Here is a 12,502-nt window from a genome sequence, read left to right on the forward strand (position 1 = left end):
CGAGGCAGAGCCTCGCCCGGTGAAAGACGCGAACGCCGGTCCTGGCGGACCTCGCTGGATTTTTCTGGCTCCGGGCGCTCCCGCGCTTCCAGGGGGCGTCTCGGGCGGGTGTCAGCTCCCGGTCTTGACCCGGCTCCAGACCCGGGTACGGATTCTCTCGACCTTCAGTGGCAGGGTTTCCAGCGGGAAGAGGGTCGCCATGGTTTCCTTGCTCAGGTAAACCGCCGGGTTTTCCCGCAGCTTCCGCTCCACCAGCGGCAGCGCCGCCTGGTTGCCATTCGGATAGCCCACGTAGTTGGAGGTCCTGGCGATGACCTCCGGACGCAGCAGGTAGTCGATCAGCGCATAACCCTGCTGCGGATGCGGTGCATCCTTGAGCAGCACCATGTTCTCGGCCCAGACCAGCGAGCCTTCCCGGGGAATGCTGTAGGCGATATGGCGACCGTTACCGGCCTGTTCGTTGTTGACCTGGGCCATGTAGGCCGTGCCCTGCCAGCCGACCACCACGCAGACGTTGCCGTTGGAGAGGTCGGTGTCGACTCTGGAGGAGTCGAAATAGCGAATGTAGGGGCGAACCTTCAGCAACAGTTCCTGGGCTTTCTGGTAATCCTCGGGATTCTGGCTGTTGTGCGGCAGGCCCAGGTAGTTGAGGGCGATGGAAACCAGCTCGGTGGAGGAGTCCAGCGTGGCCACGCCGCACTGGCTGAGGCGGGAGATATTCTCCTCCTTGAAGACCAGGTCCCAGGAGTCGACCGGCGCGTCGGGGCCGAGCAGCTTGCGGACCTTGTCCACGTCGTAGGCGATCCCGGTGGTTCCCCAGAGATAAGGTACGGCATAGCGATTGCCGGGATCGTTGGCCTGAAGCTTCCCGAGGATGTCCGCGTCGAGGTTCTTCCAGTGGGGGAGCCGATCGCGGTCGAGTTCCTGGAGGACGCCTGCCTTGATCAGTCCGGGCAGGATGTTGGAGGTGATCACCACCACGTCGTAGCCGGAGCGGCCGACCATCAGTTTGCCCTGCGCGGTCTCGGCGCTGTCGAAGGTGTCGAGGACGACACGGGTGCCGGTTTCCTTCTGGAAAGCCTTGGGCGTTTCCGGGGCGATGAAGTCATACCAGTTGTAAAGATGGACGCTGGTTTGCGCAGCCCATGCACTGTCCGCCGCTGTCGCACCGATCGTCGTCAGGATCGATAACGCCAGTGCACAAACTTTTTTCATTGGATTTCCTTTCCGAAACGAAACAAGTTGGATTTTGCACCTACCAGAACTGGTAGTTCTGACCTGTGGCTATCTTCGAAGGCATCGATATTATGCACATTGGAACTCTTCATGACATAACGCCGAGTGACTAATCCCAGAGGAGTAGTTGTGTGGATATCGCATTGCACGGCGGCGCCTGGCACGAGTCACTGGGAAAGTTGCTCGAAGCGCTGGACCGGCCGTTCTTCTGGCGGATCCTGGCGCAGACCCTCGGCCAGTTCGCCCCCGTCGACAACTGGGCGGCCCTGATATTCAGCGACTCCAGCCCCTTGATTCTTTCCTTCATGGAAGAGGAGATAGAAGAAATCGAGCCGGACCCGCTGATCAGTCGATATATAACCGGACTCTATCTGCAAGATCCTTTCTACCAGGTATCCAGAAACTGTCGGCGCGGCGGGCTTTTTCATCTTGCGGATATCGTCTCCGAAGATTTCGAAACGACCGAGTATTACAATGCGTACTTTGCGCATTATGTGGTGACGGACGAAGTTCAATATAACGTCCCGCTGGATGGTGAAAGAACCCTATGCCTGTCGTTGGGCAGCGAGAGCCGCTTCGGTGCCGAGCAGATCGCGCTGTTCGAGCTGCTTCGCCCGTGGGTCATCGCGCTGATGAAAAAACGCATCCACTTCGAGGATGCGGTCAGGGAGGAGGCGAAACCGATCGCAGCGGCGGAGGTGGAAGTCCAGCCCTGGAGAGGGTTGATATCGCCGCTGACCGCGCGGGAGTCGGATGTCATCCGGCTGATGCTGGATGGATACTCGAACAAGGAAATAGCGGATCGGCTGACGCTGTCGATCGCCACCATCAAGGTGCATCGCCGGCACATCTACGCGAAGCTGAACGTGAAGTCCCACTCCGAGATATTCGCGCTGTTGATCAACCCGCCCGCGCCGCGGCTCGCCGACGCACGCTAGTGCGCCGCCTGCGGAGGAACCCGGGCGCATAAGGTTATGCGAAATTCATATTGCCCGACGCTGAAAAAGCCGGCGTCGGATTGCACTCATGGGCGAATTCCATCCAGGACGATTCGACCATGCCCGATGTACGTCTTTCCTCTCGTTCGTTGACCCCCGTGCTCTGTGCGGTGGGGCTCGCCTGCGCGCTGCAGGGCGAGGTGCAGGCCGCCGACGGTGGGCCGCGCGACGCGGCCACGGCGCCTCGGGTATTCGACATAGCGCCCGGCGAACTGGCCGAGGTGTTGTTGAACATCGTGCGCCAGGGACACGTGCCTATCGCCTTCGACCAGCGCCTGGTGGCGGGGTTGCGCGGACCGGATATCCGCGGCCGGCTCAGTGTCGAGGACGCCTTGCGGCGTGCCCTGGCCGGCAGCGGGCTGGCATACGCGCAGGACGAAAGCGGTGCCTTCGTCCTGCGCGGCGGACAGGCGCCTGTGCAGGAGACGCGAGGTGCGGCGGCGGCACCGACCTTGTCCACCGTGGTGGTCACCGGCACGCGCAAGAGCGATGTGAAGGCGCAGGACAGCCTGAGCCCGATCGACGTGGTCAGCGCTACCCAGCTACGTAGCAGCGGCGCGGTCGACCTGCGCGATGCACTGGTCAAACTGCTGCCCTCGCTGACCCGCCAGGCCCAGCCGTTCAACGCCTCGGCGTTGACCCACACGCAGTCGCTGCGCGGGCTGAGCCCCAACCATGTGCTGGTGCTGGTGAACGGCAAGCGTCGCCACGAAACGGCCAATCTCAATATCAGCGGGGGGCTGGAGAAGGGCTCCACCGGCGTCGATCTGGACACCATCCCGATCAACGCCATCGAGCGGGTCGAGGTGCTGCGCGACGGTGCTTCGGCACAGTATGGTTCGGACGCCATCGCCGGGGTGATCAACGTCATCCTCAAGTCCGCCGACCACGGCGGGTCGGCGGCCGCTGACGTCGGGCAGACCGGCGACGGCGACGGCTTCACCCATGGCGGCGGGGGGAACATCGGACTGGCCTTCGGCGATAGCGGCTTCGTCAACCTCACCGCCGAATATCGCGAGCAGGAGCGCACGATGCGCAGCGGCATCGATGAGCGCACCGGTCGGCGCGACAACATTTCCATGGGCGATCCCGCGTTCCACCGGCAATCGTTGGCGCTCAACTCCGGTTTCGGGTTGGGCGACGATATCGAGGTGTACGGCTTCGGCACCTATACTCGGCGCAAGGCCTCCTCGGCGGCCAACTATCGCCTGGCTTCGGTGGCGCCGACGCTGTATCCGGACGGCTTCACGCCGCGCCCGAACAGCGACGAGGACGACTATGCGTTCCTCGCCGGGGTGCGCGGCGAGCGTCTGCTGGATGCCTGGCACTGGGACCTGAGCAGTGGCTACGGCGCCGACCGTCCCGATATCGGCATGACCCAGTCGGTGAACGCGGCGATCTATCGTGAAACCGGCAACAGCCCGAGAAGCTTCGACCTGGCGCGCTACCGCAACAGCCAATGGACCAGCAACCTGGACCTGGGGCGGGAATTCCAACTGGATTTCCTCGCTGCTCCGCTGGCGTTGTCGCTGGGTGCGGAATACCGGCGGGAAAGCTACCGCATCGACGCCGGCGACCCGGCGTCCTACTACAGCGGCGGGGCGGAATCCCTGGCTGGCCTCTCGCCGCTCAGCGAGGGGCAATGGTCGCGGCACGCCTGGGCGTCCTACCTGGACCTGGGTACCTCCCTGACCCCAGCCTGGGAGGTCGACTTGGCGGTGCGCCACGAGAAATTCAGCGACTTCGGCAGCACCACCAACGGCAAGTTCGCCACCCGTTACCAGTTCGATCCGCGGGTGGCGCTGCGCGCCAGCGTAAGCAGCGGGTTCCGCGCGCCGTCCCTGGTCCAGGAGCACTACACCGGCCTCAGCGTCGGTCCGACCATCGCCCTCGGCCTGCTGGCGGCCAACTCGCCGGCAGCGAAGATGCTCGGCGCCGACGAACTGCAACCGGAGAAGTCGACCAGCTTCAACCTTGGCCTGGTACTCAACCCTTGGGAAAACGTCGGGCTGAACATCGACGCCTACCAGATCAGCATCCGCGACCGCATTGTCGACAGCGCCACCTATTCCGGCCAGGAAGCCATCGATGCCCTAGCTGCGGCGGGGATCTCGTTGCCGGCCAGCGCCAGTACGGTCAGTACCCATTACCTGGCCAACGGTGCCGACACCCGCACCCGCGGTGTCGACATCACCGGTCACTACCTCGTCGCGCTTGGCGAGTACGGGCAGGTCGACTGGGAACTGTCGGCCAACTTCAACCGCACCACCTTGCGCAAGAACCATCGAGGCGCCAACGGCGAGCCGCTGCTCAATGCCCAGCAGGTCGCCTGGATCACCAGCTCCACCCCGCGCAGCCAGGTTTCCCTCGGCGGCACCTGGAGCCGCCAGGACTGGGAGGTCAGCCTGCGCCTGACGCGCTACGGCCGGACCAGCTCGGAACTCGACTACACGGTAGGGCCGGACGCCTGGTCGACGGAGAAATTCAACCATTTCGTCAACGACCCGAAGTACATCACCGACATCGCCGCGCGCTACCGGCTCAGCGCCGACCTGACGCTGACCGCCGGCGCCGACAACCTGTTCGACGTCCGTCCGGACAAGCTGCCCGCGCAGAACACCACCTATGGCGACGTGCTGCGCTACGACACCTATGCCTCGCAGATCGGCTTCAACGGCGCCTTCTACTACCTGCGCGCGGCCTACCGCTTCTAGAGGGCCAGGCGTGGCGCAACGAGAATTTTCCGCGACCAGCGGCGGCGTGTTGCTGGCGTCGGTGGTGGCGATCATGCTCGGGCCCACCGGCATCCTGCTGAACACCTTCAGTCTGTTCATCGCACCGATGAGCGCCGAGTACGCCTGGGACCGCGCCGAGGTGTCGTTGCTGGTGACGCTGTTCGGACTGGCGGTCGCCATCACTAGCCCGCTCAAGGGCTGGCTGATCGACCGTTGGGGCGCGCGGCGGACAATGCTCGGGCTGACCGCGGCCCTGTCGCTGCCGCTGCTCGGCCTGGCGGCGGTGAATGCCGTCTGGCAACTCTACGCGCTGTTCCTGCTGATCGGCCTGCTGGCGCCAGGCAACCTGCCTTACGGACGTATCCTCGGACTCTGGTTCCGCCACCGCCTGGGCGTGGCCTACGGCCTGCTCGGCCTGGGCTTCGGGGTGGGCGGGCCGCTGGGCCTGCTGGTCGGCCACCAGAGCCTCGAAGCGTGGGGCTGGCGCGGCGCTTTCCTGGTCTACGGCGTGCTCGAACTGGGCCTGGCGCTGCCGCTGCTGGCCTGGCTGTTCCGCGAGCCAGCGCCGGGCGCTGGCGTGGCCGCCGGCACGGCCGTAGCGGAAACCGCGCTGAGCGGATCGACGGCGCCCCAGGCCTGGCGCAGCGCCAGTTTCTGGCTGGTGCTGGGCAACCAGGTGCTGGCGGTGTTCGTGATGTCCGGGATCATGACCCATGGTGTGCCGATGCTGGTGGAGCGCGGTTTGTCCCGGGGCGAGGCGGGCACCGCGCTGTCGGCGTTGTGGGTCGGCATGATGCTGTCGCAGCCGCTGATGGGCTGGCTTCTCGACCGCGTGGCGACGCCGCGGGTGGCGTTGCCCTTCGCCCTGGCGGCGGTGCTCGGCATGGCCTGGTTCCTGGTGGGCGACACACCGAGCGGTCTATGGCTGGCGGTGTTCCTGGTCGGCCTGGGCGGAGGAGGGGAAAGCGGCACCACCAAGTACCTGTTGATGCGCTACTTCGGCCTGCGCAGCTTCGGTGTGATCTACGGTTCGATCCAGCCGTTCACCTTCGCCCTGTCGATCAGTCTCGGCGCTTACCTGCTGGGCTGGCTGTACGACCGCGCCGAAGGCTACGGGACGGCCGAATGGGTGCTGCTCGCGGCTTTTTCCCTGGCTGCGTGCAGCCTGTTCGCCTTTCGCCCCTATCCGCAGAAATTGCCCTGAGGGGAATCATGCCGGCTAGCGTTCGCCCTGGCGCCGCGCGGTCTTGCCGGCGAGGCGGGCCTGGCGATAGTCGTTGGCGCACTGTCCCGTCCAGCGGCGGAAGGCGTGGCGAAAACTGGAGGTATCCATGTAGCCCAGCCTCTCGGCGACTTCCTCGATGCGCAGTCGCTCGTCCCGCAGCAGTTGGCGCGCCCTGTCGTGGCGGACCAGGTCGAGCACTTCCCGGTAGTTGGTGCCCTCGTCGGCGAGCCGTCGGCGCAGCGTCCGCTCGGTGACCTTCAACTGCCGGGCGACCCAGGCGATGCTCGGGTAGCGGTCCTGCAGCACCTCCAGCAGTGCCACGATGCGTTGGCGGTAGCCGCCCATCTCGCGGGTGACGCGGGTGTTGAAAGCCTTGCTGCCGAGCGCCAGCGAGGCCTGGAACACGGCGGAGTTGGCAGTGGCGATCTCGGCCTCGAGCAATTCCTCGGGGAGGGTGAAGGTGATGCCTTCGCCGGCGAAATACACCGGCACCCGGAAATACTCCTCGTATGCCCGCACGTCGCCGTTCCTTTCCGGGAGGCGCAGGCGGACCAGTTCCAGATCGCCCAGCAGCAGGTCGCGGAACACCGCGTAGGCGGCCGACGCCAGGACGTTGGCGTGGTACAACCGGGCCGACTGCGGCCAGTCCGGCTTGTCCTGCAGGTCGATATCCACATCCACGGTGTCGCAACTGGAACGTCTCACCGCGATCCCGCGGATGTCCTTGCGGAACAGCAGCATGTTGGTCTTGATCAGTTGCAAGGCTTCGCCCACGGTGCCGGCACTCTGCAGCGCCAGCCCGGCGACGCCATAGTCGGAAAGGCGGTAGTGCTCCCCCAGGCTCAGGCCTTCCAGGGGGGAGCGCCCGTTCAGCACGATCCACTCGTAGAGCGCTTCGCTGGGCAGGCGCGGCTCGGCAGCCGAACCCTGGCGCATGTCCGGAGGCGTGATGCGTTGCACGGCGAGGTAGTTGTTGAGTGGTCGCCACTCGAAATCGTACTGGATGTTTTCGGACGGGCTCATCGGTTACCTCTTGCACGCGATGCTATCGCCCTGAAGGCGTCAGGGCTTCGTTATTCCATGCGGATGTCGTTTCGGTTGATTTTCGTACGCTGGGCTTCCGGCAATCACTACCTTGCGTAAGGGGTTGACAGGAGCGGGGTCTGCGTATAGCCGCGCCTCCGCGACGCCGTGCCGATCGGTCGTGCATGCTCGCCGTGGCCCGGCCGAACGCTGCCGTCCCGGCCACTCTCGCCGGGGTGGCTGCGCCTGGATGATCGTCGTGGGCGATGGTGGCGCGGGCCGATCGCCGTGAGCTTCAAGCGCCATCGCCGTTTGCCGGCGCTCGGGAGGCTGCTGGCCAAGGAAAACCGTAGCGCCGCGGCGGGCGGCTGCTAGCGGGGATTTCCGGCCACGCGTGCCGTGCCCGGGCCACGCTTGCCTTCCCGGCGCGCCGGACTTCCGGTGGCCTGGAGGACAGGAAAAGCGAGCGGCGAGGTGTCGGCGAGCAGGGTCAACTCGATCTTCTGATAGGGTCGGTGGGCTGTCCGGGGCGGCTAGGATGGACATTTTCATCGTCTCGGGCAGGCCTGTCGCGACCGCGCGAAGTCGCGACGGATGCCGCTGCTAAGGAGCAACGGATGACCGTTCTTATCCAGGGGGCCGGGATCGCCGGCCTGGCGCTGGCGCGCGAATTCACCAAGGCAGGCATCGACTGGCTGCTGGTCGAGCGGGCCAGCGAGATCAGGCCCATCGGTACCGGTATCACCCTGGCGAGCAATGCGTTGACGGCGTTGTCCAGCACCCTGGATCTCGACCGGCTGTTCCGCCGTGGCATGCCGTTGGCCGGCATCAACGTATACGCCCACGACGGTTCGATGCTGATGTCGATGCCTTCCAGTCTGGGTGGGAGTTCCCGCGGCGGCCTGGCGTTGCAGCGCCACGAGCTGCATGCGGCGCTACTGGAGGGGCTGGATGAGTCGCGCATTCGGGTCGGGGTCTCCATCGTGCAGATCCTCGACGGACTCGACCACGAACGCGTGACCCTGAGCGACGGCACTGTCCACGACTGTTCGCTGGTGGTCGGTGCGGATGGCATTCGTTCGAGCGTGCGACGTTATGTCTGGCCGGAGGCGACCTTGCGTCATTCCGGCGAAACCTGCTGGCGCCTGGTCGTTCCCCATCGGCTGGAGGACGCCGAGCTGGCGGGAGAGGTCTGGGGGCACGGCAAGCGCCTCGGCTTCATCCAGATCAGCCCGCGCGAGATGTATGTCTACGCGACCCTGAAGGTGCGCCGGGAGGAGCCCGAGGACGAGGAGGGCTTCGTCACCCCGCAACGGCTGGCCGCCCACTACGCGGACTTCGACGGCATCGGCGCGAGCATCGCCCGGCTCATACCGAGCGCCACCACGCTGGTGCACAACGACCTCGAGGAGTTGGCCGGCGCCTCCTGGTGCCGCGGACGGGTAGTGCTGATCGGCGACGCCGCACACGCCATGACGCCGAACCTGGGGCAGGGCGCGGCCATGGCCCTGGAGGACGCCTTCTTGCTGGCGCGCCTGTGGTGCCTGGCGCCGCGCGCCGAGACGCTGATCCTGTTCCAGCAGCAACGCGAGGCGCGGATCGAGTTCATCAGGAAGCAATCCTGGATCGTCGGCCGCCTTGGTCAATGGGAATCGCCTTGGAGCGTCTGGCTGAGGAATACCCTCGTTCGCCTGGTGCCGAATGCCAGTCGCAGGCGCCTCCACCAGCGTCTTTTCACCGGTGTCGGTGAGATGGCCGCGCAGTAGCCGCCGGTGCCAGTGGCGTCTTGGTCGCCTGTTTTCGACTTCGGCGATGGTCGCTATGGAGACGTCCCGGGCGACCAGGGCGCTTGCGCTTTACCAGGCCCGGCGTCGCTGGGCTCTCCACAGGTTCGCCGGTTTTTGCTGCGATCCGGTCTGCCGCTCGCAGGGGGCTGGCGGTATACTTCGCAGCGCCCGTTCGATGTCGTCGAATGATGTTTCCATGACGCTTGATTTATGACGCCTTTGCGCCAAGCTAGGTCATGGGATGGCTTTCTGTTAAGGTTGCCGAAATCTCCTGGGGGCCCGTGTGGGCGGTTGTCTGCTAATGCGCGACGAGGTGCAGCGTGATTAAGGTGCTGGTGGTCGACGACCACGATCTGGTACGCACCGGTATTACCCGCATGCTGGCCGACATCGAAGGCTTGCAAGTGGTCGGCCAGGCCGACTGCGGTGAAGACTGTCTGAAACTGGCCCGCGAGCTGAAGCCGGATGTCGTCCTGATGGACGTGAAGATGCCCGGTATCGGCGGCCTGGAGGCGACCCGCAAGCTGCTGCGCAGCCAGCCCGACATCAAGGTCGTGGTAGTCACCGTCTGCGAAGAGGATCCGTTCCCCACCCGCCTCATGCAGGCCGGCGCCGCCGGCTACATGACCAAGGGCGCGGGGCTGGAGGAAATGGTCCAGGCGATTCGCCAGGTCTTCGCCGGCCAGCGCTATATCAGCCCGCAGATCGCCCAGCAACTGGCGCTGAAGTCCTTCCAGCCGCAGCAGCACGATTCCCCCTTCGATTCGCTGTCCGAGCGCGAGATCCAGATCGCCCTGATGATCGCCAACTGCCACAAGGTGCAGAGCATCTCCGACAAGCTGTGCCTGTCGCCGAAGACCGTGAATACCTATCGCTACCGCATCTTCGAGAAGCTCTCGATCACCAGCGACGTGGAACTGGCGCTGCTCGCCGTCCGCCACGGCATGGTCGATGCCGCCAGCTAGATGAGCGCCGTTTTCGACGCGAGCGCTTTCCTCGCTACCTGCAGCAATCGTCCGGGCGTCTACCGCATGTTCGATGCGGACGCCAAGCTTCTCTACGTGGGCAAGGCGAAGAGCCTGAAGAAGCGCCTGGCCAGCTATTTCCGCAAGTCCGGCCTGGCGCCGAAGACCGCTGCGCTGGTGGCGCGCATCGCCCAGGTGGAAACCACCATCACCGCCAATGAAACCGAGGCGTTGCTGCTGGAGCAGACGCTGATCAAGGAGTGGCGGCCGCCCTACAACATCCTGCTGCGGGACGACAAGTCCTATCCCTTCGTGTTCCTCTCCAGCGAGGATGAGTATCCGCGGCTGTCCCTGCACCGCGGCGCGAAGAAGCGCAAGGGGCGTTACTTCGGTCCTTATCCGAGCGCGGGAGCGATCCGCGAGAGCCTCAACCTGCTGCAGAAGGCGTTTCTCGTCCGTCAGTGCGAGGACAGCTATTTCCGCAACCGTACGCGGCCCTGCCTGCAATACCAGATCAAGCGCTGCAAGGGGCCCTGCGTGGGACTGGTCAGTCCTGAGGAGTACGCCGAGGACGTGCGCCACTCGGTGATGTTCCTCGAAGGAAGGAGCAACGCGCTGGCCGACGAGCTGAACGTCGGCATGGAGCAGGCGGCGATGCGCCTGGACTTCGAGAAGGCGGCGGAGTTGCGCGACCAGGTGGCGATCCTGCGGCGGGTCCAGGACCAGCAGAGCATGGAAGGTGGCAACGGCGACGTCGACATCGTCGCCGCCATCGTCACCCCTGGCGGCGCTTGCGTACACCTGATCAGCGTACGCGGCGGGCGGGTGCTGGGCAGCAAGAACTTCTTCCCGCAGGTCGCGATCGAGGAGGAGGTGGGCGAAGTGCTGCTGGCGTTCCTTGGCCAGTACTATCTCAGCCACCAGGAGCGCGACCTGCCGGCGGAGTTGATCGTCAACGTGACGCACGAGGATTTCCCGGTGCTGGTTTCGGCGATCGCCGAAGCGCGAGGCCGCGAACTGGAGATCAGCTACCGGGTGCGTGGTACCCGCGCCCGCTGGCAGCAACTGGCGGTGACCAACGCCGAACAGGCTCTGGGCGCACGCCTGGCCAACCGCCAGCATGTGGCGGCACGCTTCGAAGCCCTTGCCGAGGCGCTCGACCTGGCGGAGCCGCCGCAACGCCTGGAGTGCTTCGATATCAGTCACTCCAGCGGCGAGGCCACCGTGGCTTCCTGCGTGGTGTTCGGCCCGGAAGGGCCGCTGAAGTCGGACTATCGCCGCTACAACATCGAAGGCGTCACGGCCGGCGACGACTACGCGGCCATGCACCAGGCGCTGACCCGCCGCTTCAGTCGCCTGAAGGACGGCGAGGGGAAGATGCCCGACATTCTCCTGGTGGATGGCGGCAAGGGGCAATTGGCCATGGCCCAGGAGGTGCTCCAGGAACTGGCGGTCGCCGGTCTGATCCTGCTCGGCGTGGCCAAGGGCGTGACCCGCAAGCCGGGGCTGGAAACCCTCTACCTGAACGATGCCTCCCACGAGTTCACCCTGCCGGCCGATTCGCCGGCGCTGCACCTGATCCAGCAGATACGTGACGAAGCGCACCGTTTCGCCATCACCGGCCACCGTGCGCGGCGCGGCAAGGCACGGCGGACGTCGACGCTGGAGGACGTCCCTGGCGTCGGCCCGAAACGTCGGCGCGACCTGCTCAAGTATTTCGGCGGGTTGCAGGAATTGTCGCGGGCGAGTATCGATGAACTGGCCAAAGCCCCCGGTATCAGTAAAAAGCTTGCCGAGCAGATTTATGCCGTCCTGCACAGCGAGTAGAATGCCGGCTCACCTCGCAGCCTAGATGGTCCGATGAATATCCCCAATCTGCTCACGTTACTGCGCGTCCTGCTCATTCCGATCTTCATTCTGCTGTTCTATCTGCCGACGTCCTGGAGCTACCTGACCGCCAGTGCCGTGTTCGCCCTGGCCGCCGCCACCGACTGGCTGGACGGCTACCTCGCCCGGCGCCTCGGCCAGAGCACGCCGTTCGGCGCCTTCCTCGACCCGGTCGCGGACAAGCTGATGGTGGCGGTTGCGCTGGTCCTGCTGGTGGAAGAGCACGCCAACCTGTGGCTGACCCTGCCGGCGGTGATCATCATCGGCCGCGAGATCGTGGTTTCCGCCTTGCGCGAGTGGATGGCCGAACTGGGGGCGAGGGCTCAGGTGGCGGTGTCCAACCTGGGCAAGTGGAAGACCGCGGCGCAGATGCTGGCGCTGGTCATTCTCCTGGCGAATCCGCCGCTGATGACCTTCTGGGTGATTCTCGGCTACGTGCTGCTGATCATCTCTGCGGCGCTGACCCTGTGGTCCATGGTGCACTACCTGCTGGCCGCGTGGCCGCATCTGTCGACCACCCCGAAAGAGAAATAAACTTTTTTGAATCAAGGAGTTGACACGGCGCCGCGATGCTATAGAATGGCGCCCGTCACCAAGACGATGCGGGAATAGCTCAGTTGGTAGAGCACGACCTTGCCAAGGTCGG

9 protein-coding genes are annotated in these 12,502 nt (G+C 65.1%); 7 read left to right on the forward strand and 2 right to left on the reverse strand.

Annotation, left to right across the window (positions count from 1 at the left end):
* Window positions 1-111: 111 nt before the first annotated feature.
* Window positions 112-1,215, reverse strand: coding sequence for a polyamine ABC transporter substrate-binding protein (locus LT948_RS28600; protein ID WP_003090368.1), 1,104 nt, complete (start codon window positions 1,213-1,215; stop codon window positions 112-114).
* Between the two features lie 152 nt (window positions 1,216-1,367).
* Between LT948_RS28600 and vqsR the strand changes: the two genes are divergently transcribed.
* The 3 genes from vqsR (at window position 1,368) to LT948_RS28615 (ending at window position 6,173) form a co-directional block, all read left to right on the forward strand.
* Window positions 1,368-2,174 (forward strand): transcriptional regulator VqsR, encoded by an 807-nt coding sequence (gene vqsR / locus LT948_RS28605; protein ID WP_003130951.1) that lies wholly within the window; start codon window positions 1,368-1,370, stop codon window positions 2,172-2,174.
* A 119-nt stretch (window positions 2,175-2,293) separates the two neighbouring features.
* The gene (locus LT948_RS28610) at window positions 2,294-4,948 is read left to right on the forward strand and encodes a TonB-dependent receptor (protein WP_023091686.1); all 2,655 of its coding nucleotides are present in this window, start codon (window positions 2,294-2,296) and stop codon (window positions 4,946-4,948) included.
* A 10-nt stretch (window positions 4,949-4,958) separates the two neighbouring features.
* The gene (locus LT948_RS28615; protein WP_003130955.1) at window positions 4,959-6,173 is read left to right on the forward strand and encodes an MFS transporter; all 1,215 of its coding nucleotides are present in this window, start codon (window positions 4,959-4,961) and stop codon (window positions 6,171-6,173) included.
* Window positions 6,174-6,188: 15 nt separating this feature from the next.
* Here LT948_RS28615 and LT948_RS28620 read toward each other — a convergent pair whose 3' ends face one another.
* Entirely contained in the window at window positions 6,189-7,217 is a 1,029-nt protein-coding gene (locus LT948_RS28620) for an AraC family transcriptional regulator (RefSeq protein WP_023091687.1), read from the reverse strand.
* Window positions 7,218-7,834: 617 nt separating this feature from the next.
* Between LT948_RS28620 and pqsH the strand changes: the two genes are divergently transcribed.
* From pqsH to pgsA, 4 genes are all read left to right on the forward strand, one after another.
* Entirely contained in the window at window positions 7,835-8,983 is a 1,149-nt protein-coding gene (gene pqsH, locus LT948_RS28625) for a 2-heptyl-3-hydroxy-4(1H)-quinolone synthase (RefSeq protein ID WP_003119987.1), read from the forward strand.
* Window positions 8,984-9,324: 341 nt separating this feature from the next.
* Window positions 9,325-9,969 carry a response regulator transcription factor GacA gene (gene gacA, locus LT948_RS28630; RefSeq protein WP_003090351.1) on the forward strand — a complete coding sequence of 215 codons (645 nt, stop codon included), beginning with the start codon at window positions 9,325-9,327 and terminating at the stop codon, window positions 9,967-9,969.
* Window positions 9,970-11,796, forward strand: coding sequence for an excinuclease ABC subunit UvrC (gene uvrC, locus LT948_RS28635; protein WP_003090350.1), 1,827 nt, complete (start codon window positions 9,970-9,972; stop codon window positions 11,794-11,796).
* A gap of 33 nt (window positions 11,797-11,829) precedes the next feature.
* Window positions 11,830-12,390 carry a CDP-diacylglycerol--glycerol-3-phosphate 3-phosphatidyltransferase gene (gene pgsA / locus LT948_RS28640; RefSeq protein WP_003090349.1) on the forward strand — a complete coding sequence of 187 codons (561 nt, stop codon included), beginning with the start codon at window positions 11,830-11,832 and terminating at the stop codon, window positions 12,388-12,390.
* Window positions 12,391-12,502 lie beyond the last annotated feature (112 nt).

The organism is Pseudomonas sp. CP-1 (assembly GCF_021213715.1).
Classification (GTDB): domain Bacteria; phylum Pseudomonadota; class Gammaproteobacteria; order Pseudomonadales; family Pseudomonadaceae; genus Pseudomonas; species Pseudomonas aeruginosa.

Excerpts from the sequence above, each read along its gene's own strand:
- LT948_RS28600 (WP_003090368.1), bottom strand. The coding sequence starts at position 1,215 with ATGAAAAAAGTTTGTGCACTGGCGTTATCGATCCTGACGACGATCGGT.
- LT948_RS28610 (WP_023091686.1), top strand. The coding sequence starts at position 2,294 with ATGCCCGATGTACGTCTTTCCTCTCGTTCGTTGACCCCCGTGCTCTGT.
- LT948_RS28620 (WP_023091687.1), bottom strand. The coding sequence starts at position 7,217 with ATGAGCCCGTCCGAAAACATCCAGTACGATTTCGAGTGGCGACCACTC.
- pqsH (WP_003119987.1), top strand. The coding sequence starts at position 7,835 with ATGACCGTTCTTATCCAGGGGGCCGGGATCGCCGGCCTGGCGCTGGCG.
- uvrC (WP_003090350.1), top strand. The coding sequence starts at position 9,970 with ATGAGCGCCGTTTTCGACGCGAGCGCTTTCCTCGCTACCTGCAGCAAT.
- pgsA (WP_003090349.1), top strand. The coding sequence starts at position 11,830 with ATGAATATCCCCAATCTGCTCACGTTACTGCGCGTCCTGCTCATTCCG.